Raw genomic sequence first — 21,165 nt, 5'->3', positions numbered from 1 at the left:
TAGAGTTATCACGGAAACCTGCTGGTCAGAGCCGTGCGAGCGCGTGAGGGGCGTACCGGGACCGGGCCCAACGCCGAGGGGAGGAGGCGCGGCTGAGTGCCCGTCGGACGCTTCGGCTAGACCTGTGCGGCCCCGACGCCCGGTGCCGGGTGAGGGTCGCGGAAGGTGAACGCCATGGGCCCGGGGCCGTGTTCGCGCACCCGCGCGACCCGTTCCATCGCCTCGGCGATGCTCGGGCGATGGCCGACCGGGATCCACCACAGGGCCTGGTGCGCGTCGGTCATGCGGTGGAACCACTCGCGACGGCGGCTCAGTACGCGAAGGTGGTCGGTGTGGTAGGTGAAGTTCCGCAGATCCTCGACCGACTCCCAGACCGAGCAGTTGATCAGGAGCAGGTCGTCGCCCTCGTCCGGGCGGAACCCGGTCGCGTCCTCGCCCGCGTCGTCGACCATGCGCCAGACGAACCCCGGGCTGGACTCGGCGAGCGCGTTGATCTCGGGAAGCTGAGCGACGAAGCCGGCCAACTCCGGCCCGTCCAGCGGGCCGACGATGCGGCCGATGTTGACCTGCGCGAGGTGAAAGTCAGTCATGAGCCCAGCATGGCCCGGCCCGACTTCTATCGTCAATGTGTTTTGTTTTTAGAAAGCGCCACGCAACACCCGCCGGGACACGGGTCCATCGACGGCGACCACTGCTCCGGCGCCAACCCCTCCAGCAGCGCGAGATTCATCCCGCAGACCAGGGCCGGAAACTCCTCGGCCAGCGCGTGGAAGGGGCAGTTGCGCAGCCGCAACGTCCCCCCGTCCCAGAAGGGCTGATAGCCGCGGGCCCGCAACACCTCGACCAGGTCGTCGGCGGTCACATCCGGATGCGCCGCGCCCGCGGCCCGCGCCGCCGCCTGCAACTCCCGGTCCAGGCCAGCGTTCTCCACCACCTCGGCCAGCAGCCGACTGGCCGCGTCGTACGACCGGGGCGGAACGGACACGACATGCTCACCCTCGGCACGCCGATACACCTTCGCCGGCCGCCCCGCTCCCGGCCCCGTGCGCCCGGAAAGCCGCCGGAAGGACACCGCCAGCAGACCCGCCTCGACCAGCTTGTCCAGGTGGAAGGCGGCCAACGACCGGGAAATCCCCACCGCTTCCGCGGCCGCATCGCGCCCCACCTCCTCCGGAGCGGCGGCAACGTGTCGATAGAGCCGGCGGCGCACAGGGTCACCCAACACACCCAGCACCGCGAATGCGGAATCGGAATCCTCAGCAGTCACGCGCCGAGTCTATGACCAATGAAAGTACGCAGAACAGCGCCGAGCCCTCGCCGCAAGGCCCCCTGCCCACGGCCCCTGACGAAGGCCGTGAGCAGGGTCTTTGCCGAAGCCCGGCCCGGTCGCGCGGCGGCGGCCCCACGGAACCACGCGCCCCGGCAGGCGACACCGGGCCCGGCCGGCGTACCGATCCCCGCAGGCCCCCGCGACGAGCGACCCCTCACCTCTCCTTCAGCTCACCAAAGATCTCGATCAGCCGCTGGGCCGCGTCGTCGTCGAAGACGGTCTCGTAGAAGAGGGCACCCTCGGCGGCGGCCGCGGCGCTACGCGGGAACATGGCCTGCTCGTACTCGCTGAGCGCGGCCTCGACGTCGCCGGGGTACGCGGCAAGGGCCTTGCCGAGTTCGGCGCCGTCGAGCATGGCGAGGTTGGCGCCCTCGCCGTTCGAGGCCGTGAGGTGGGCGGCGTCGCCGAGCAGAGTCACCCCCGGCACCCGATCCCACCGGTGCTCGTTCGGCAGGGCGTTGGCGGGGCGCAGGACCGGTGCGGTGTCGCCGTCGGTGATCAACGCGGTGAGCTCCGGCGCCCAACCGTCGAACTCCTGCGCAATCCGCGCGGCCGCGGAAACGGGATCGGTGAAGTCGATACCGGCGAACCACTCCAACGGCTTGAAGAGCATCACATAGCTGTGGAGCGTCTCGCCGCTCTCCCGGTGCGCCCCGAGCAACTTCCCCGCCGCTGGCGCGAACATGCCCCCGCCGCCAACTGCCTTGGCGGTAGCGGGGTGGCGGGTGTCGCTGTCGAACAGATAGGTCTCGACGATCGACACACCAACGTACTCGGGTACCGCATCGGACAGCAGCGTCCGGACCCGCGACCATGCGCCGTCCGCGCCGACCAGCAGACGCGTGGCGACGGTGGTGCCGTCGGCGAAGGTCACCTCGTGACGGCCCTCGCCGAGGGCACGGACGCCGCTGACCTTGTGCCCCCACCGGACGGTGCCGGCCGGGAGCGAGTCGAGCAGGATCTGCCGCAGGTCGCCGCGCTGCACCTCGGGGCGCCCACCCGTGCCGTCGTCGGCCACGTCCAGCAGCACGGTCCCGTCCGGGTCGAGGACCCGGTACTGCTGGTGGCCCTCCAGGATGAGGCCGCGGAACTCGTCCATCAAATCCGCGTCCCGGAGCGCCAGTTGGCCGTTGTAGTCGTGGATGTCGAGCAGTCCGCCCTGCGCGCGTGCCGTGGGGGAGGACTCCGCCTCATAGACGGTGGCAGGGACGCCGTGGAGGTGCAGGACGCGGGCGAGCGTGAGTCCGCCGAGTCCGGCGCCGATGATCGTGACATGAGTGGTCATGGTGATTCCTTGCAGATCGCACGCCTGCCGAGCGGGCACCCGGCAGGAACCCTGACAACGTGCCAGCCCCCGCCGACAACCCACCGACATCGGACCGACAGCTCTCCGATCCACGCCTACAACTTCTTGCCCGTTGTTCTTTCCTTGCTCCTTGCTCCTTGCTCCTTCTCCTGTTCCTTGCCGTGCTGCTTGCCGTGGCGCAACGTCGTGTCGGCTGGGCCCAGTTGTTGGCGCAGGCGAGGCCGATTCGGATTCATGGAGGCCGGGACGCTCGTGCATGGCAGGATCGCGTCATGGGTGCCGCGACTCCGGCCTGCCGGACGCCGCACCGCCCCGGATCGCCACGGGAGTCGTCCCACCGACCGTCAGCCGCATCTCACTCGAAGTCGGCTCCACGAAACCCGAGTTGACGCTCCCCTCGGCCCCGCCGCACTCGCCGTCCGGGGCCGCGTCAAGCAGGGGTGAGGCGGATGGTGCATGCCTCGCGGTCAACGCAGGGCGCAATCCAGTTCGCCCCGGTGCTCGTTGACCCACCGATACGCCGCCTGTACCTCACCCACCGCCCCGGCCGCCCGGAGACGGGTCATCGCGGGTTCTCCGGAGTCCGCAGCCGCCTCAATACCGCGCCAACACCTGTCCTGCCACCACAAAATCACGGACACGAGATCACGCCGTTCGGCCAGCCCGTAACTGTCGGCGATCAACCTCAACCGCCGCGCAGCCTCGGGGACATCTTCGACACCCGGCCCGAGCCCGAGATACTGCCAACACGCATGGGCGACGTCATGCATGCGCGCACCCGGCGCGGCCAAGTCCCAATCGATAAAGGCCACGGGGCGCAGGGCAGCGCGCACGGTCCGGTAGACGGTGTTCTTGGGCGCAAGGTCGTTATGACACACGACCTCATGTGATCCGGCCAGTCCCGTGCCTGCCGTCAGGTCGTGGAACTCCCGCACGAGTTCGGCAACCCGCACCAGACTTTCGTCGGAGTACACGGCCGGTGGCTGCTGGGGTTCCCAGGCCACATGCCCTGCGAGATAGGTGAGAACCTCGCGCCCCTCCTCGTCGATACCGCGATAGCGCGGCGCACCACCCCATCCTGCGGCCTCAAACATCCGCAGCAGGTCACCGACGAAGCCAGTACGGTCCGACACGGGCCGACGCACGGTGCCGCCAACACGCACAACGCGACCATCCGACCCGCCAGACAAGGAAGCCTCCGACATCCCTCCATCGTGCACGATCGCCACGTCGAATCTCAGCACTCAGCACTCGGCAATCAGTACTCGGCACTCGACGCGCTGCTCAAGGCGTCCGCGCCCGTGCCACGAAAACGAGCCGGAAGCCTGCAACGGGCGGCGCTGGTTCGCCCCAGCGGACGGTGTGTGCAGTCGCCGGTGTTCGATGCCGGATGAGCGTCGACTGGCGTGCCGAGCTCCTTGGCGGACCTGGGCACCCCGCCCATGCCCTGGGGTGCGGCACGAAGGCCGCATCAAAATCGGATGCCGTGTACCGCAAGCGGGCGTAATGTGCGCTCCTTGGCAATGTCTATTACTTGGCTGGTGATGCGGCCGCTGTTTCGGGAGGGCTTGATGGTTGCGGACATAGTCAGGACCTGGGTGGCGGGCTGGGCTGTGTCACGGCGGACTCCTCCGCCGGTCGACATGCCCTGGGGTCTCTACATCGAGGTGGCCGATAGCCCCGCCGAGAGGGGACGCCATGTTCTGCCGGAAGTTGACGAGGCGTTGGTCCGCAGCGCCGCTGCCTCGGTGGACGTGCCGCGGACTTGGATGAAGATGCCCGCGGAGCCTGAGGAGATCGAGCCCTGGCTACCGCAAGGGTGGGCCTGGGAGGAGAGCGGGCATCTGATGGCCGTTGACTTGGTGGCCTCGGCCCCGGTCGCACCTGAGGGATACACGGCAACCGTGGAGGTCATCGGCGCTGTCGTGTACGTCCGGGTGTTGGACGCGACGGGCGAGCCGGCGGCCCAGGGACAGATGGCGCTCCTCGGGGAGGCCACGGTGGTGGACCGGGTGGTGACCGAGGAGGCTCATCGGCGGCGCGGACTGGGCAACTTCGTGATGCGCACGCTCGCCGACCACGCCTTGGACCAGGGCGCGGTCCTGGGCGTTCTCGGCGCGACCGACGCCGGACGTGCGCTGTACGAAACGCTGGGGTGGAAGAAGCACGCGACGCTCGCGGAGTGCGTCTACCGGCCCTGAGAAACAGAAGCGTTGGCCGATCGAGAGGCCGGTGCGTGGACCGCCCCACCGGCCGTTCTTCAGAGGCTCCGGCTGGTGCCACGGCGCCGCCGTATGACGCGTGGTGATCTGGACGATGGCGAAGGGGAGTTGACCGGGTCGCATCTCCCGCTGGGGGCGTCCGGGCCAATTCCTGACCCGTGCGGCTCCTTCAACGCGGCGATGTGAGGGTTCCGCCTCGGCAGCCCCTGGCGGGAGCTGCCGAGGCGGCGGCACGGTGCGCACCGGGCTCTTTCGGAGCGCAGGGCCACTTGGCGTGCGGCGCCGAGCCGTCTCCTGAGGGCTATGCGGTTGCCGGGCGGACGGGAAGCGGTTCGGGGTGCCGGCGGGTTGGGGCGGTGAGTTGTACGGCGCCGGCTGGTACCGGCACCGCGGCGAAGATCGCGTCCTGCTGCGCCTGGAGTTCGCGGCGACGCTCGGGCGGGGTGCCCGGCAGCCGCTGCTCCTCGTAGATCTTGTGGGTTTCCAGTTGGGCGGCCTTGCTCTCCGGGGTGTGGAACTGGACCTCGAAGACCTGGCCCGAACGCGGCGCGCGCCAGGCGGAGTTGACGGCCTTGTAGCCCTTGGGATGGCCCCAGGTGTTGGACCAGCGCTTGGTGTCGTTGCCCCAGGAGGAGAGCATCCCGGCGGCCACGGTGACGCCGTGGATGTACTGCCCGGTCGGCCACTGGAGGGTGTAGCGGACCGAGTCGTTGAGCGTGGCGAGTGAGGACTCCACGCTCTGCCCCGGGACCTCCTTCATCTTGGTGGCGATCTTCCGCTTGAGCGAGTCCGGGGACTTCAGTCGCTGGTCGAATCCGACGAGCTGCGCGTGGGTGAGCAGTGCGACGGTGCGGACCTGAGGACTGATGGACCGTTCCGCCCGCCGTGCCCGGGTCAGGTAGGCGTCCACTTCCTTGTTGTCATGGGCGTTGAGGTGCAGCCCGTCCTGACTCCAGCCGCCGTCGGGGGTGGTGACGCGGGGCTGTGCGGACGGGGCGAGGGCGGTGGCACGGGACGGGAGGGCCGGGGCGGCGCTGGCGGTCTGCGCCGCGCCCGTACCCAGGGCGGCGGCGAGGGCGGTGGCCAGCGCAGCCCGGGTGAGGGAGCGGCCGGTGGGGTGGTGGGACATGGGAGCGCGAAGTTCCTCTCTGCTGGACCGTATCGCTACGGCCGCCGCACCCAGCCTGCCGGATGCTCGCCGGGCTCGGTGCGGCCGTATGACATGAAGTGCAACGGGCGGCGCGCGCATCGGTGGCCATCTGCGCGGTCATTGGTCAGTACCTGGCCGGAACACTGCGCAGGAAGGCGCGAATCGGACGTCACGCAAGCCGGGCAACAGGCTCGGACGGCTACGGGAGGAGCGGCCTGGAACGGTTCAGGCCATGCATCCCGTGAAGCTGGTAACGCCACGTCACTCCCAAGCGGGCAGCGCGGCCGCCATCGCCGTCAACAAGGGCTTTGCGCCTGTCGCCGGCCGAATGCTGAGATGGCACCGTGCTCAACCACGATGAGGCGGCGACCGTCCGACCGTTGACACTGGCCTGGGTGAGCCGGCACCTGGAGGACGGCGAACGGATCGTCAGAACCGAGGCCCTGCTCGGCGGCATCACCGCCGAAATGCGAAGACTGACCATCAGCACCCGGGACGGAGGCACCCGTGACCTGGTGCTGCGGACCTTCGTCGACGTGGAGCACGCCGAGGACTGGCTGAACAGGGAGGCGCGCACCCTGCCCCTGCTGAAGGAGACCAGCGTGCCGGCTCCCGAACTGGTCGCGGTCGATCCGACCGCCGTGCACGGCGAGCATCCATCGCTCCTGATGACGTATCTCGCGGGCCGGACGGTCCTCGACGATGAGGGACTGGAGACGCGCGTCCCTGCGCTCGCCCGTCAACTCGTGGCGATCCACGCGCTGCGACCCGCCGTGCGGCCCCGGGAATATGAGACGTTGACGACCGCCGACACCGTCATCGTTCCGAAGGGCGCCGACGTGGCGGCATGGACCGCGGCGATCAACGTGATCCGCAAGCCCGCGCCGCCCTATGAAGGGCGGTTCCTGCACCGGGACTTCCAACCCGGCAACGCGCTGTTCGACGTGCGGCTCCGCACACGGGCAGGTGCGCGGATCACCGGCGTCGTCGACTGGGTACGGACCTCATGGGGCCCGGCGGATTTCGATGTGGCGCACTGCTCCACCCATCTCGCGCTGCTGCACGGCCCGGAGTGGGGTGTGCGGTTCGCCGAGGCGTATGAGGAGGCCGGTGGAGTGCTGGCCGCGGCGGCGGGCGAGCGGCTGTACTGGCGGGTGCGGGACGCGCTGGCGATCTCCGAAGAAGTGCAGTGGGTGGCGCAGCCATGGCGGGAGGCCGGGAGGGCAGAGCTGACGACGCGTGCCGTGGAGAGGCGGCTGGACGCCTATGTCACCGCCCTGATGGACGCGCGGGGCTGACCCAAGGCGGTCCGGGGCACGGGCCCGGCGGCGAGTGCCGGACCCGGCTTCCACGTCCGGCAAACGCCTGCCGGCACCTGGCTCCGGCGGCCTCCTACTGCACTGGCTCCAGGAATTCGAGCCGGTTGCCTACCGGGTCTTCGGAGAAGAAGCGCTTGTGGCCCGGCAGGTTGTCGTCCCAGACGACCAGAGCGCCGTGTTCCTTCAGATGGGCGGCGTACTCCTCGATCTCGGCGACGCGCAGCCCCGGATGGGCCTTCTTCGCGGGCCGGAAGTCGGTCTCGATTCCCAGGTGGAGTTGGACCGGACCGGCCTGGAACCAGCAACCGCCCCGCACCGCGAGGGCCGGCGGTTTGGGTATCTCGGTCATGCCGAGCACCTCCCCGTAATACCTCCGCAACTGGTCCTCGCTGCCGGGCGGGGCGGCGAGTTGTATGTGGTCGACGGCAACGAGCATGGTTCTCCCTCTCGTCGGTAGACGGCCATGGCATGCATGGCCGTGGGGCGCGTACAGGAGGTGAGGTGCGGTCGTCCGTGGCATGGGCCGGCCAGTCGGGTTCTCAGGACGTGCACCACCAACCACTCCGCACGCAGCGGCACTCTTGCCCATCCTGCCGTCACCGGGCTCTCCTGCCAACGCTTCGACGGCCACGGCCGGGTGGGACAGCGCACAGGGTGACCATGTCGCCTGGTCGTCCGCCCTGGCCGTTCAGCAATCGGGTCGCCGACTGGTCCACAGACCACGGCCCCGGAGGGCGTGCGTGCTCGCTTCGCTGCCCAGGGCCCTCGCGCCGGGCGCGCATTGCCCACTGCAAGGTCAACGTCCGCCAGGCAACCTCAGGCAGGGCCAGACATACCCCGCAGTACATCGTCAGTGGTGGGCACGGGCATCAGCCTCCTCTCCCAGCACCGCGTTCGGGAGTGCCAACCGGTCCATCCACTGCCAGAACTCGCCCGCCCGCTCAGGGGTCAGCAGCCCCAGATGACCACCGCGCACCACACACGAGGCGAAGGGACTTCGGGACCAGACAGCCCACGCGCCCGTGGCGTCATCCTCCACATACCGGGGATCGTCCTCGCCGCACAGCGCGGCGATCCGGCAGGGAGCACCGTGCCGCGCAGGTCCGGTGTAGCGGCTGACCAGACGCAGGTCCGCCCGCAGCAGCCCCCGGACATGTTCCCGAAGCACACTCTCCCCCCAACCGCCGTCGTCCACCATCCGGTTCAACTCGGCATCGGCCGGCAACCGGTGACGGGGACCCCGTCGATGCGGGGCGGTCGCGCCGACGACGACCAACCCACAGGGACCGCAGCCATGCCGCCAGTCCCACTGCAGAGCCGTTTCCAGCGCGAGCAACGCCCCCATGCCGACACCGATCAGCACGGTCCGCGTCCTTTCCGACGCCGGGGCGGCTACCAGCTCGTCGGCGCATCGCTGGGCCAACTCCTCCACATTGCCCGACAGTTGTGCGCCGAGGCGGTCGGCTCGTGCCGGGTACTGGACGACGAGCAACTGGGCCCCGGGTCGAGCGGCAGCCAGCGACCGGAACATCGCGGCCGTGCCGCCGGCGGGCGGGAAACAGACATACCGGGGGCCGGGCGGATCCGTCCCGGTCGCGACGGTGAGCGCCCTGAGGGGAGAGTTGACGACCGTATCCATGAGAGAGAGCACCCCGCATCCGGGCTGAGGGTTGATGGATCCAGCCGGCAGAAGCCGCAGGCGAACCGAGCGCATCACTCACCATGGCGCACACCGAACATCGCAGGGCCACAACTGCCGACAACGACTCCAACCGAGCCGTGAGTTTCACGTTGCCTGGCAGCGCCCTGCCGAGCAGCGGCACATCGATGCCGCAGAGGGCTGCCTGAGCCGTCTACACCTCTCTCCCCTCCACTGCTCGCGGGCAATGCCCAATGGTCACCTGAAGGTTGCCTGATACGTCTCACCAACACCATGGGGCGGGTGGTCCGCCCACACCCGGGGTGTTCTCTCAGGTGCAGGCGGCCCTTCCAGTACGCGCCTACCGTGCCGGGTAAGGCAACACGTCTCCGCTGCGGAGAGCGTGAACGTGTTGACCGTTCCCGTGCCGGTGATCGGTTGACGCGCTGCCGGCATCGCCTACGGCACCGTCGTCGACCAAGCCCAACGTGGCCACCGGGCATCGGATTCAAGAAACGCCCGGTCACGAGAGGCACGACGGTCCCCGCCGGACTCGACACGCTTCTCGTGACAGTTGAGCCGCTCACAACACCCCCGACGCCAAGGGGTGACTGAGCCCGCATCTGCGACTCCGTCTTCCGCACGAACTCCACCCCACCCGGATCTCTCCAGGACCAACCAGGCGCTAGTTGATGGCATCGGTTACGGCGGGGTGGCCGCTGCGACAGACGACGGCGCGGCGTGCTGCGGTGGGGCGCGCTGGGCGTTCGGCCGCCGTTGTGTGGCGTTGCCGGGGTTTCCGGGAGATGGCCGAAAGGTTGCTGTTTCTGACCATGTCCGTGTCAGCGGACGATCTTGTCCGCAATGTGGAGATCGTGTCGGCGGGGGAGGGCAGGGTGTCGGAGCATGCCGTTCTCGCGTGAACCTTGATCAATTACCGTTAAACGCAGCGGAGTTGCTCGCTGCGTATATCAAGTCATTCGTGACGCGTTGCTTGACCGGTCGCTTTTGGGATCTATATGTTCGTCCGTGTTCGAACGAAGGCCGGAGATAGGCGAATTCTTTCGATTGAGGAGTTGCTGCCGTGGCCGCGGATGCCGCTGACATACGTTTCGACCAAGCTCTCTCGGCTTATGAGACGGTCGCCGCTGACTATGACTCACTCGCTATCGACCCGCTCTTCTCCCGCTGGATTTCCTTCTATCAGAGGCTCATCGAGAAGTACGGTTCGGGTGGCAAGAAGCTACTCGATGTGGGATGCGGAACGGGAAACAGCTCGGTCGCTTTTCGCGACCTCGGGTACGAGGTCACGGGCTCCGATCTGTCCCCCGCGATGATTGACCGTGCTCGGGCGAAGCCGCACAACGAAGGCATCCCCTTCGTGGTCGGCGATCTCCGAGACCTTCCGGACCTGGGCGCCTTCGACGCGGTCACCTGCATGGGCGAGCCGCTCAGCTATCTCACTGACGACCAGCAGCTTTCCGGGGCATTTCGCAGCGTGGCCCGGCAGTTGGCCGATGGCGGGGTATTCGTCTTCGACATGAACACCCTGGGGAGCTATCAGCGGGCCTATGCGGTGACACGCATCATCGACGAGGACGGCCACTTCGATGTCTGGGAAGGCGGGCCGGTGCCCGTGGAGCCCGATGCCGTCATCGACGTCACTCACACCTATTTTCGGCGTGCGGGAGAAGGGGAGCGAGCCGAAGATGCCGACGCGAACACCTGGCGGCGCGTCACCTCCCGGCACGTCTACCGGCACCATTCCGACGCCACAGTGCGACGCCTGCTGGCGGATGCGGGACTGCGCCTGGTCGCCGCGCACGGTCTCACAGCCGGTGAACTGACCGATTCCGGTGATGAGATCCGCGGCCGCAAGATCCTCTATGTCGTGAGCCGCTAGCATCGCGCGGCTCCGCCCCATGAGCCGGCTGACCGATCCGGTTGTGCTGCCTGCGCCCGGACGGGGATTCCTCCAGGTCAGCCGTACCAGAAAACAACTCTCATTAAGGAGGTGGCTCATGCGCAAGATGACGGTGAACGTGAAGCCGGTTGTCACCGAGGAGAAGTACCTCGTGCTTCACTCCGCGTGACGTTGCTGCGGCCGGGCTCTTTCTGGAGCCCGGCCGCGGGCCACAACCAGGAGAATGTCCACGCCAAGGGGAGCGAGCATGCCCATTCGCCGGGCCCGCAGTATCGTCTGCTACTGGCACGACGGTGCGTTCGTCGTGGAGAATTTCCGCACCCGTATCACCGTTTCTCTCGACCCGGTGGCCGCGGAACTGCTCAACGAACTGGGCGACTGGACGGAACCGGAGGAAGTGGCAGCCCGTTTCCCGGACTTCGACCCCGAGTCCGTCCGGCAGTCGCTCGCCGACCTCGAAGAGTCCGGCCTCGTCGTGCGCCAGGGGCAGTCCGCCGCCGAGCACGATGAAGCCGTGGGGACGAGCTGGCCCGAATGGAATATGAGCGCCCGCTACCTCCACACCATGACGAAGAACGCTCCGTACACCGAGGACACACCGGAACTGCGGGAGGAGTTGGCGGCCCAAGGCGGGCGGCCCGCGCTCTTCAAGTCGTATCCGGACGCCGATGTCGTCCTCTTGCCCCGCATTCCACGACCCATCGGCGCGTCCTTCGAGGAGGTCCTCTACGGCCGGCGGACCCACCGCGCTTTCGCCGACGAGGCCGTCCCGCTCGTGGACTTCGCGGCACTGCTCTCCTCGACGTTCGGGCCCGCGCAATTCATCGACGCCGACGCCTACGGAAGCCTGATGCAGCGCACGAGCGCGTCGGGTGGAGCACGTCAGGAGATCGAGGCGTATGTCCTCGTCCGCCGCGTCGAGGAGTTGGCTCCCGGCATTTACCACTACAACGGGCTCGTTCACGGCCTCGAATTCCTCGGCGACGGTCCGCCCTGGCAGGACGTGGCCCAACTGAGCGTCAATCAGCGCGGGATAAAGGACGCCGCCTTCGCCGTCGTGCTCACGTCGCTGGTCGAGCGGATGCGGTCCAAGTACCGCACGGCGCGCACCTACCGGATCATGCTGATGGACGCCGGCCACCTCGCCCAGACCTTCGCCATGGTGACAACTGCCCTGGGGCTGGGGCCCTTCCAGACCGCGGCGTTCGCCGACACCGGCGTCGAGGACCTTCTGGGCATCGACGGAATCAACGAGACCGCGCTGTACCTGCTCAGCGCCGGGGTGCCGGCTGACCCGCAGCAGGACGGCACCAACGGACTGAAGACGCCGGCCAGTCTGGCCGCCTTCCGCCGAAGCCGCATCGGACGCTGACCAACGAAAGCGGACGCAACGGAGCCCCGTTCCACACGCGTGCGGGGACCCGTCGGCGCCTACCGTTCCGGCATGCCTCTCCTCCACCGAGCCTGCCGGGCGGAGCCACCCTGTCCGGCAGGCCATGACAGGGGCGGCCCCCCAACTCACCCCCGATACGCCACCGCCGGAACCGCTGCCACTCGGCTTGTCCGCCACCTTCTGGCTCGGCCTGTGTGCCCACGCCCGGCGCCTGTGGCGGCCCGACCGATCGTGCCCCATGCGCGAGCGACCAGGAGGCAAGCGCCCAGCGGCGTCAGCGGCACCCGCCGTCGGCTGCGCCTCGCCTCCGGCGCCCGCGTCGCAGCGGGCGCCGGCCGTCGTCGCCACGGCCGGCACCATGATGTGGGTGTTGCCACGGCTCGCGCGAGTCGGCAATTCCTTGCCCTGCGGCGAACGGCCAGGGAAACTACAGGTCTTGACAGACCTTGGTGGCAGTCGGGATCCGACGGCAGCCTGCTGCGCGAAGGAACAGCGGTTGGGTTCGTCCGTCCGGCGGGTCGGGTGCAAAGTGCCCGTGCGAGGCAGCGTCCTCAGTAGGGTGATGCGCTGATCAAAGGAGGCGCCGCACATGAGTTTCCGCCTGAAGGCGATCACCCGCGAGGAGCATCTGGCCTTCGTCACGGCCCTGCCCTCGGTGAGTCACATGCAGGTTCCCGCCTGGGGGGATGTGAAGCCGGACTGGCGGGCGGAGAGCCTTGGTTGGTTCGATGACGATGGCCGCCTCGTCGGTGCGGGGCTGGTGCTGTTCCGGTCGTTGCCGAAGCTCAGGCGGTACCTTGCCTATCTGCCCGAAGGGCCGGTCGTCGACTGGGACGCACGGGACCTTCAGCCGTGGCTGGAGCCGATGCTCGCCTATCTCAAGGCGCAGGGGGCCTTCTCGGTGAGGATGGGTCCCCCCGTCGTCGCCCGTCGCTGGAGCGCCGAAGCGGTCAAGGACGCGATCGCCGACCCCCAGGCCACGCGGCTGCGCGATGTCGAGGCCACCACGTACGAGCCACACGCCGGCGCCGTCGCTGACCGGCTGCGCCGGATGGGCTGGAGGCGGTCCGAGCCGGGAAGCGAGCACGGGTTCGCCGCGGGTCAACCTCGCTATGTGTTCCAAGTCCCGTTCGCTGGCCGGTCATTGGAGGAGATCCGGCGTGGCCTGAACCAGCAGTGGCGCCGCAACATCAAGAAGGCGGAGAAGGCCGGCGTCAAGGTTGTTCACGGTGGCTACGAGGATCTGCCCGCCTTCTACGACCTCTACGTCGAGACTGCTGAACGCGACCGGTTCATTCCCCGCCCGCTGCCCTACTTCCAGCGCATGTGGACCGCGCTGACAGCCGAGGACCCCAACCGCATGCGTCTCTACCTCGCCCAACACGAGGGTGAAGTAGTCGCGGCGGCAACGATGCTGACCGTTGGCGAGCACGCCTGGTTTACTCCTACGGGGCGTCAACCAGCCGGAAACGCGAAGTCCAGCCGAACAACGCGATCCAGTGGCGGATGATGTCCGATGCCCACGCACTGGGGGCGAGCATCTACGACTTCCGCGGCATCACCGACACCTTGGAGGAGAACAACCACCTCCTGGGCCTGCTCCGGTTCAAAGTCGGCACCGGCGGCCAGGCCGTGGAGTACCTCGGTGAGTGGGACCTCCCGCTCAACAGGATCCTGCACAAGGCTCTCGACCTCTACCTGTCCCGCCGCTGAGTGCGAAAGACCGCAGGCACCGTCTCTGCGGAGTCACTGGTCGCACTCGGCCCCCGTCGTCGCAGCCGTAGGAGACGCGGCGATGGCTGTCGTCGCCGGCCGGGAGCGTCAGTGGGGTGGCGATGGGTCGGCGATTCGAGCATGTCGAGGGTTTCGCGGAGCCAGGTCAGTTCTGCGGAACTGGTTGCTCGGGCGATGGTGAGCATGCTCTGACTGCAGGGGGCGTCGGAGTACCGCGGATTCCTGGGCGGGGTTGGCTCCAGCAGGTGTCTCACTGTTGGCCACCCACTGCACTCGCAGTCAGTCGACCGTTTCCCGGCGGGGGAGCGGCTGCGAGTCCTGGTGGCGGCGTCGATCCGGGTGGTGCGCAGCGCGCGGCCGGCCCTGAGGATGCCTTGTCGCGTGTACTCGCGGAATCTACGCAGCGATGGTGAAAATTGACGTGGTGTAGATTATTTGGGGATGGGGGGCAGCACGGCTCCTCGCCGGTCTTCTCAGGAGGGGCAATGCAGCAGCAGAACTGGCTCATCACCGGGGTCAGTACGGGCCTTGGACGCGCCTTCGCCCTGGCCGCCCTGGCCGCCGGCCACACCGTCGTCGGCACGGTCCGCTCCGAGAAGGACCTGCGGGCCTTCGAAGAGCTCAGGCCCGGTCACGCTCACGGTCGCATCATGGACGTGACTGACGACCAAGCCGTCTTGAGCGTGGTCGAGGAGGTGGAGCGAGGCGTCGGGCCGTTGGACGTCGTCGTCGCCAACGCCGGCTACGGTCTGGAGGGCACCCTTGAGGAGACGCCGCTGGCCGCGGTGCGGCGGCAGTTCGAGGTCAACGTGTTCGGGGCGATGGCCACGTTGCAGGCGGCGCTGCCCCATATGCGCCGGCGCCGCCGGGGGCATCTGATGGCCGTCACCTCCATGGGCGGGCTCATGGCCGTGCCCGGCATGTCCGCCTACTGCGGCAGCAAGTTCGCCCTGGAAGGCGTCCTTGAGGCGCTGGGCAAGGAGGTCGCACAGTTCGGGATCCACGTGACGGCGATCGAGCCCGGCTCCTTCCGCACCGACTGGGCCGGACGGTCCATGACGCGCGCCGCGCGGACCATCGACGACTACGACGAGCTGTTCAACCCCCTCCGCGAAGCGCGACAGAAGGCCAGCGGGAACCAGTTGGGCAATCCGGCCAAGGCCGGGGACGCCGTCGTGCACATCGCGTCGGTCGACCAGCCGCCCGCCCACCTCGTCCTGGGCTCGGACGCGCTGCGACTGGTCACCGCCGCGCGCACGGCCGTGGACGAGGACATCCGCGCATGGGAAGGGCTCTCCCGTACGACCGACTTCGCCGAGGGCGCTGCGCTGTGACGCCCGGTCACCACCCCACGCGGGGCCGCCGCGCCACCGAACGCAAGGGCGACGTGCGGGAACGGGCCATTCTGGACACCTGTGAAGCTCTGTTGGCGCACAAGGGCTACGACGCTATGACCGTCGGCGACATCGCCCAGGGCGCCGGCATCACGCGCGGCGCCCTGTACTTCTACTTCGGCTCCAAGCAGGAAGTGGTTGCGGCGCTCGTGGCCCGGACCGTCGAGCACCTGTGGGAGCGGTCCCGAGCCACTGCGCAGACCGAGGAGCCGCGCCAGGCCATCGCGGCGGCCATGCAGCGCACGGTCGAGCTGTGGAACGCGCACGGCCTGGTCATGCGCACCGCGATCGACCTGTCGTTGACCGTGCCGGAGATCGGCGAACTGTGGAGCCACACAGCCGAGTTGTTCGTCACGGCCATCACCACTGTCCTGGAACGCGCCGGCATTCAGGCCGGCGCCGAACCAACCCGGGCTTCAGCGATGGCACGGGCCCTTTGCTGGATGATCGAGCGAACCTTCTACCACGCCTCACAAGAGTCCCGCGAGAAGCTGCAAGAGGCGTCCGCAACCTGCGAACACATCTGGCTGACCAGCGCCGGCCTGACCAGCTGAAGCCTGACTGAGCCATCCGTGGTGGACGGCGGAGCGCGGAACCGACCGCACCTCGTGCTTCCGCGACCCGCCGTCCACGGCACTTCACCATCGATCGGTACGGAGGCATCCCTCGCGATCGCGTCGGCCGAGGGTGGTTCCGTCCGGCGCCCGTCTCGACCGACGGGCGACGTCACGCAGCCGTCACCCGCTGCCCCTCGCCCGCGGCGGCCCGAGTCAGTACCCGGGCGAGTTCGTCGGGGACGGAGAGCATCGGCCAGTGCCCGGTGTCGAGTTCGAAGAACCGCACCTGTGGCTCGGTGAGGACCGCGAAGCGCGGGTCTCCGCTCCGTACCAGGGACTCGACCGCGGCCACGTTCATTCCGGTCCTGGTGCCGAAGATACCGGTCAGGGGCAGTTTCGCGGCGGCTCCCGACAGGCGGAGCGGTTGGGTGAGGGGGCCCAGTGGTTGCGGTGCGGCCAGGCGGGCGAGTCGGACCAGCGCGCTCGCGGGGACGCCGGCGAGCCTGTTCTGGGCTTGCGGGTCGGAGCCGTCGTGCACGGGTGGGGGAATCCGCCAGCCGTCCTCGGCCTGCTCGGCCCGTCGCCGCCAACCCTCGCGGACCGCCGGGTCGGGCTCGAAGTCCCGGACCAGGCTGTGCACCGAGTAACCGTCCATGGGCATGGGCGCGTTGACGTACACCAGCCGGGAAACCCGTTCCGGCCGCCGGTCAGCGGCTCCCAACACCGGAAAGCTGCCGTGACAGTGCGCAACGAGCACCACCTGCGGCTCCTCCAGGTGATCGATGAGCTGCACCAGGTCCTCGATGTGGGTCTCCAAGTCCGTTTCCGGACCCGCCAGGTGGCGGCGCTCACCCAGTCCCGTGAGCGTCGCCGCGTACGCCGCTTCCCCCAAACCCCTCAGTCGTGCCACGACTTCGCTCCACAGCCAGCCACCCATATGTCCGCCCGGTACCAGCACATACGCCGTCATCAACGCCTCCTTGCACGCTCGGTTCGCGCGGCCGGCCCCCGTTCGTCCGGCCGCGCTTGCCGTTACGGTAGGAACTCCCCTTAAGGGAGGTTCAAGGCATGACCGCACCCGCATCCGCTTCCGCGTCCTTCTCCGACTCCGAGCCCGTCTCCGTGCCTTGCGAGGGCACGTGGAGCATCGGCGAACTCGCCCAACAGGCAGGCGTCACCGTCAAGACCGTCCGTTTCTACTCGGACCGCGGCCTGTTGCCCGCAGCCTCCCGCAGCACCGGCGGCCACCGCCGCTACGGCCCCGAGGCCCTGGACCGCCTCCGCCTCATCCGCTCGCTGCGCGCCCTCGACCTCCCCCTTCCACAAGTGGACCGCGTCCTCGCCCACGACGACGCGGGCACGGATCCCGACACCGCGCTTCAGGACGCCCTCGCCGACCAACTGAGCGCACTGGGCACGCAACTGACCGCCCTGCGCTGGCGCGAGGCCGCCCTCCACCTCCTTCACGACTGCACCACCGCGGAACGCGCCGACCGTCTCCGCCTGATAGGCGCCATGACCACCCCGCCCAACACCACCGCCCTGGCCCGGTTCTGGCGCCACATCCTCCCCCCGCGCCTGCCGGCCCGACTGCTGTCCACGATCCTCGACGAGGCCGTCCCACAGCCCCCCGCCGACCCGACCCCGCCACAGGTCCTGACCTTCGCCCGCCTCCACGCCGTTGTCACCAACCCGCACGTCCTGGACATCAGCATCTGCGGCCCCACCCCCCGCCCTCCCAGCGGCCCCTGCCGCCCGGCCGTCCTCTACGAAGGTCTGCGCGAGGCATACGAACTGGCCGCGACAGACGTACGGACCCAACAGACCCCACACGCCGGGGAAGCCCTCGACTGCTTCGTCGCCGCCCACGCCGGCCTCCGCGACACCCCAGACACCCCGGCCTTCCGCCGCCAACTCAGCACGCAGTTGGCCCACATAGCCCACCCGCTGATCGACCGCTACTGGCAACTCGCCGCCGAAGTCCCCACCCCCACCCCGAGACCCACCATCGGCGCCTGCGACGACTGGCTCCGCACGGCACTGGATAGGCAACTCGCGTAGGGCGCGCCGACCCGGCCTTCGAGCGGTGCCTCGACGAGCTCCGCGATCTCGGCCCCATCGTCACCCGGCGCACCGATTGGTCACCGCACCCCGTCCCTGTTCGCGCTCGGTGCGGCGGCGAAACCAAGGGAAAGGCTGCGCCAAATCCAAAGGCAAATTGATGGGTAAATTTGCTGTAGTGTCTGGGGTGGAGGTGGATCATGCCGACCGAAGATGAGCTGTTCGCGGCGGTGGACGCACTGTTGGAAGGCGAGCCGGAGATGCCGCCCCCGGCAGAGCGGACGCGGCTGCGCGAAGCGGCCCACATCTCGCAGGTCCGGCTCGCGCAGGCGCTGCGGACGTCCACGCAGACGGTGAAGAACTGGGAGGCCGGCCGCTCGGAACCGCGGCCGCCACGCCGTCAGGCATACCAACGGCTGCTGGACGGATGGGCGGAGAAGTACCCGAGGCCCGTCGACACCGAAGGCGCGCAGCCGCCGGGGACGCCGACCGACACGTCCGCCACCGACGCATCCGCCACTGACACGCCCGCTCAGGCCGAGGCGCGAACTCCGTTTCCCCCAGAGCCCGAAGCGGTGGCCGCGCCGGCCGAGGAGAACGCTGAGCCGAGTGCCACCCCGGCAGCCCCGCAGCGCCCGACGCACGCCGCCCGTCCCTCGTCGACGTCGGGCCGACCGGGCACGAAGAAGGCGCCACCGGCCAAGACCCCGGCGGATGGCATCGACCCGCGCTTCGAGAACGGGCCGCTCGCCGTCGTCGACGTCGACGACAGCGGTCAGGTGTTGGCGTACTGCCCCGGTGGCCTGGTCCTCGACGTCCCGGCCAAGTCCGTCCCGTCCCTGGTGGATTGGACGCTGAGGGAAGCCAGGCTCGGGCAGCCTAGGCTGTCCGGCCCGGGCAAGGACGCCGACCCGCTGCTCGTGCTCACCGAAGCCGCACTGGAGCGCTACGGCCTGCCGGTCACCCTCACGGATGACGAGCGGGTCGCCGGGCGGATCCCGGAAGGCCACAAGGTCGTCAAGCAACTGGCTCGCGCGGAATGGAAGTTGACCAAACGCGGGTTCGGGCCGTGGGCGCGGATCTACCGCCCGGCGCAGGGCTCGGAACGGGCCTGCGTCCAGCTGTGCATCCCGTCCTGGCACGCGCTCGACTCCCGCCACTGGGCCGACGCCGCGCACCTCCCGCCGGCGGAACTGGCCCGGCTCCTGGGCGTGTACGCGTCCCGGGTGATGACGCCGCGCGGTTCCACGGCCGTGACCGGCCTGGAGCTGATGACGGTCCTGCACCCACCGACCCGCGCCTCCGCGCCCGACGCCGACGGCAAGCGGCACTCCGAGCACAACCCCGGCAGCCTGGGCAAGGACCCGGTGGACTGCGCACCCTGCGAAGCCCCCGACGGGCACCCGTTGCTCAAGGACCTGCCGCGCTTCCACGTTCGCGGCCCGTCGGAGAAGCTCTTCGAAGAGGCGTATGACTGGGCGCGGCCGCTCACCGACGCCGAAGCCACCAGGCGTCAGCACCTGGTCGGCATCGACGTCAACATGGCCTTCGCGGCCGGAGCGAACGGGCTGCCCGTCGGCCTCGGCGCACCGACGCACGTCGTGAACCCGGCGTTCGACCCGAAGTTGCCCGGCTCGTGGCTGGTCGACCTGTCCCACGTCGACCTGTCGAGGGTGAAGGTCGGCAAGGAGCGGGTGGAGCTGGACGGCAGTCTGCTGCCGAGCCCGTTCACGCCGAAGGGCGAGCGCCCCGAGGGCCCGGCCTGGTACGCCACGCCCACCGTGGCGTACGCGGTGGAGCTGGGCTACGACGTCGCCCCGATCGAGGCGTGGGTGCGCCACGGCAACGGCCGTTACCTGGACGCCTGGTACAACCGTCTGCGCGACGCCTACCTGGCCACGATGGCCGATCTCGGCGTGGCCGCGGACCTGGTGCCGGCCGACTTCCTGAGGGCGATGGACGGCTACCGCCAGCGCGATCCCCACCTGGCGATCGTCGTCTCGGCGATCAAGGCGACGGTCAAGGGCGGCCTGGGCAAGCTGCGCGAGCGCCCGCGCGGGGAGGGCTGGCGGCCGGGCGAGCCGTGGCGGGCCCTGTCCCGCCCGACCTGGCGGCCGGACATCCGCGCGGCGGTCATCTCCCGCACGCGGATCAACATGCACCGAAAGATCGTCAAGCACGCGGCGTTCACCGGCCAGTACCCGGTCGCGATCCTCTCCGACTGCGCCGTCTACGCGACCGACGGGACCTCGCCGTTGGACTTCCTGCCCTACCGGGACGGTAAGCCGCTGCCGGGCGGCTTCAAGTTGGGAGTGAACCCGGGCCTGGTCAAGCACGAGGGCACCCAGTCCGTGTTGTGGGGCGAAGAGGTCCGCGACCGGTTCGACGCCCCCGAGCTCAACCTCGCCCGGTACATCAAGGACGGCACCGTCACCGACGTCGACAACGGAGAGTAGGAGAGGGACATGGACATCTTCGGGGACGGCCTGGACAAGGCGGTGCAGAAGTCGTTCACCCGCCCTGCACCGAAGTCGGCCGGCGCGCAGATGCGGTACCTGGTCAAGCAGCTCAAGGGCACCAGGCGGGTCGCCGAGCTGTTGCGGGTCTCCCAACGCACCGTCGAACGGTACGTCAAGGACCAGCTCAAGAAGCCGCGACCGGACCTCGCCGCACGCCTGGAACGCGAGGTGAAGAAGCGGTGGCAGCCGCAGATCCGGGCCAAGGCCCGGGAACACGCGGCGACCACCGGTGGCATCGTCATCGACACCCGCGCCCGCCTCGGTTACACCGCACCGATCGGCTCCACCGACCAGGACCGCATCCGCCATCTGACCGTCGCCCTCCCACCCCGCCACGCCGCCCGCCTCTTCGACGCCCAACAGACCGGCGCCGGCGACCAACAGCTTCGGGAGATCGCGGCCGAGGCGCTCAAAGAGGTGTACTTCCAGGACAACGGCCGCCGCGCCGGGAGCCTGGAGGAGGTGCGCTTCACCGACGTCGAGCACGTGGAGTTCGACCTGTAGCGGTCACGCCCGAACGGCTCGCGATCCGGGACCAGTTGGGTCGAAGCGCGAGGGGCGTCAGCAAGGCGGGGTGGCATCACGAGGACCGTCGCGAGGTGCGGGCCTGCTGACAG

The 21,165-nt window shown here is 69.1% G+C and carries 18 protein-coding genes and 1 pseudogene; 11 read left to right on the top strand and 8 right to left on the bottom strand.

All coding sequences use genetic code 11. The features are described from left to right. Window positions 1-116 precede the first annotated feature (116 nt). From ACIQU6_RS28630 to ACIQU6_RS28615, 4 genes are all read right to left on the bottom strand, one after another. Window positions 117-590, bottom strand: a complete 474-nt coding sequence (locus ACIQU6_RS28630) for a DUF3291 domain-containing protein (RefSeq protein WP_403484573.1) — start codon at window positions 588-590, stop codon at window positions 117-119. A 32-nt stretch (window positions 591-622) separates the two neighbouring features. Continuing rightward, entirely contained in the window at window positions 623-1,267 is a 645-nt protein-coding gene (locus ACIQU6_RS28625) for a helix-turn-helix transcriptional regulator (protein WP_403484572.1), read from the bottom strand. Between the two features lie 217 nt (window positions 1,268-1,484). After that, a complete protein-coding gene (locus ACIQU6_RS28620; protein ID WP_403484571.1) occupies window positions 1,485-2,615 on the bottom strand; it encodes an FAD-dependent oxidoreductase in 1,131 nt (376 codons plus the stop codon). Window positions 2,616-3,103: 488 nt separating this feature from the next. Beyond that, window positions 3,104-3,841, bottom strand: coding sequence for a phosphotransferase (locus ACIQU6_RS28615; RefSeq protein ID WP_403484570.1), 738 nt, complete (start codon window positions 3,839-3,841; stop codon window positions 3,104-3,106). A 438-nt stretch (window positions 3,842-4,279) separates the two neighbouring features. Between ACIQU6_RS28615 and ACIQU6_RS28610 the strand changes: the two genes are divergently transcribed. After that, a complete protein-coding gene (locus ACIQU6_RS28610) occupies window positions 4,280-4,837 on the top strand; it encodes a GNAT family N-acetyltransferase (protein WP_403484569.1) in 558 nt (185 codons plus the stop codon). Between the two features lie 322 nt (window positions 4,838-5,159). Here the strand turns inward: ACIQU6_RS28610 and ACIQU6_RS28605 are convergent, their stop codons facing one another. Continuing rightward, the gene (locus ACIQU6_RS28605; protein ID WP_403484568.1) at window positions 5,160-5,987 is read right to left on the bottom strand and encodes an ATP nucleotide 3'-pyrophosphokinase; all 828 of its coding nucleotides are present in this window, start codon (window positions 5,985-5,987) and stop codon (window positions 5,160-5,162) included. 365 nt (window positions 5,988-6,352) lie between these two features. On the opposite strand from ACIQU6_RS28605, the gene ACIQU6_RS28600 reads away from it, so the two are divergent. Then, on the top strand, window positions 6,353-7,306 hold the full coding sequence (locus tag ACIQU6_RS28600; protein WP_403484567.1) for an aminoglycoside phosphotransferase family protein: 954 nt from the start codon (window positions 6,353-6,355) through the stop codon (window positions 7,304-7,306). Between the two features lie 94 nt (window positions 7,307-7,400). Here the strand turns inward: ACIQU6_RS28600 and ACIQU6_RS28595 are convergent, their stop codons facing one another. Together ACIQU6_RS28595 and ACIQU6_RS28590 are read right to left on the bottom strand one after the other, a co-directional pair. Next, a complete protein-coding gene (locus ACIQU6_RS28595; protein WP_403484566.1) occupies window positions 7,401-7,763 on the bottom strand; it encodes a VOC family protein in 363 nt (120 codons plus the stop codon). 414 nt (window positions 7,764-8,177) lie between these two features. Next, complete coding sequence (locus ACIQU6_RS28590) at window positions 8,178-8,966, bottom strand: thioesterase II family protein (protein ID WP_403484565.1); 789 nt, start codon at window positions 8,964-8,966, stop codon at window positions 8,178-8,180. Between the two features lie 1,084 nt (window positions 8,967-10,050). Here ACIQU6_RS28590 and ACIQU6_RS28585 point away from each other — a divergent pair. The 6 genes and pseudogenes from ACIQU6_RS28585 to ACIQU6_RS28560 all read left to right on the top strand — a co-directional run bounded on the left by ACIQU6_RS28585 (window position 10,051) and on the right by ACIQU6_RS28560 (window position 15,965). Beyond that, a complete protein-coding gene (locus tag ACIQU6_RS28585; RefSeq protein ID WP_403484564.1) occupies window positions 10,051-10,869 on the top strand; it encodes a class I SAM-dependent methyltransferase in 819 nt (272 codons plus the stop codon). Between the two features lie 19 nt (window positions 10,870-10,888). Next, the gene (locus ACIQU6_RS28580; protein ID WP_403484563.1) at window positions 10,889-11,059 is read left to right on the top strand and encodes a hypothetical protein; all 171 of its coding nucleotides are present in this window, start codon (window positions 10,889-10,891) and stop codon (window positions 11,057-11,059) included. A gap of 78 nt (window positions 11,060-11,137) precedes the next feature. Then, the gene (locus ACIQU6_RS28575; protein WP_403484562.1) at window positions 11,138-12,262 is read left to right on the top strand and encodes a SagB/ThcOx family dehydrogenase; all 1,125 of its coding nucleotides are present in this window, start codon (window positions 11,138-11,140) and stop codon (window positions 12,260-12,262) included. A gap of 610 nt (window positions 12,263-12,872) precedes the next feature. After that, window positions 12,873-13,996 (top strand): annotated as a pseudogene (locus ACIQU6_RS28570) (lipid II:glycine glycyltransferase FemX). Window positions 13,997-14,502: 506 nt separating this feature from the next. Continuing rightward, window positions 14,503-15,351, top strand: a complete 849-nt coding sequence (locus ACIQU6_RS28565; protein ID WP_403484561.1) for an oxidoreductase — start codon at window positions 14,503-14,505, stop codon at window positions 15,349-15,351. Beyond that, complete coding sequence (locus ACIQU6_RS28560) at window positions 15,348-15,965, top strand: TetR/AcrR family transcriptional regulator (protein ID WP_403484560.1); 618 nt, start codon at window positions 15,348-15,350, stop codon at window positions 15,963-15,965. The genes ACIQU6_RS28565 and ACIQU6_RS28560 overlap by 4 nt, the downstream gene beginning before the upstream one ends. A gap of 172 nt (window positions 15,966-16,137) precedes the next feature. On the opposite strand, the gene ACIQU6_RS28555 is transcribed toward ACIQU6_RS28560, so the two are convergent. Then, window positions 16,138-16,938 carry an alpha/beta fold hydrolase gene (locus ACIQU6_RS28555; protein ID WP_403484559.1) on the bottom strand — a complete coding sequence of 267 codons (801 nt, stop codon included), beginning with the start codon at window positions 16,936-16,938 and terminating at the stop codon, window positions 16,138-16,140. A gap of 98 nt (window positions 16,939-17,036) precedes the next feature. Between ACIQU6_RS28555 and ACIQU6_RS28550 the strand changes: the two genes are divergently transcribed. The 3 genes from ACIQU6_RS28550 (at window position 17,037) to tpg (ending at window position 21,052) form a co-directional block, all read left to right on the top strand. Continuing rightward, window positions 17,037-18,029, top strand: a complete 993-nt coding sequence (locus ACIQU6_RS28550) for a MerR family transcriptional regulator (protein ID WP_403484558.1) — start codon at window positions 17,037-17,039, stop codon at window positions 18,027-18,029. A gap of 200 nt (window positions 18,030-18,229) precedes the next feature. After that, complete coding sequence (tap, locus tag ACIQU6_RS28545) at window positions 18,230-20,485, top strand: telomere-associated protein Tap (protein WP_403484557.1); 2,256 nt, start codon at window positions 18,230-18,232, stop codon at window positions 20,483-20,485. Between the two features lie 9 nt (window positions 20,486-20,494). Continuing rightward, on the top strand, window positions 20,495-21,052 hold the full coding sequence (gene tpg, locus ACIQU6_RS28540) for a telomere-protecting terminal protein Tpg (RefSeq protein WP_403484556.1): 558 nt from the start codon (window positions 20,495-20,497) through the stop codon (window positions 21,050-21,052). Window positions 21,053-21,165: the final 113 nt, after the last annotated feature.

The sequence above is a fragment of the Streptomyces sp. NPDC090442 genome, assembly GCF_044769405.1.
Taxonomy (GTDB): Bacteria; Actinomycetota; Actinomycetes; order Streptomycetales; family Streptomycetaceae; genus Streptomyces.
This window is presented reverse-complemented; position numbering and strand designations above follow the sequence as displayed.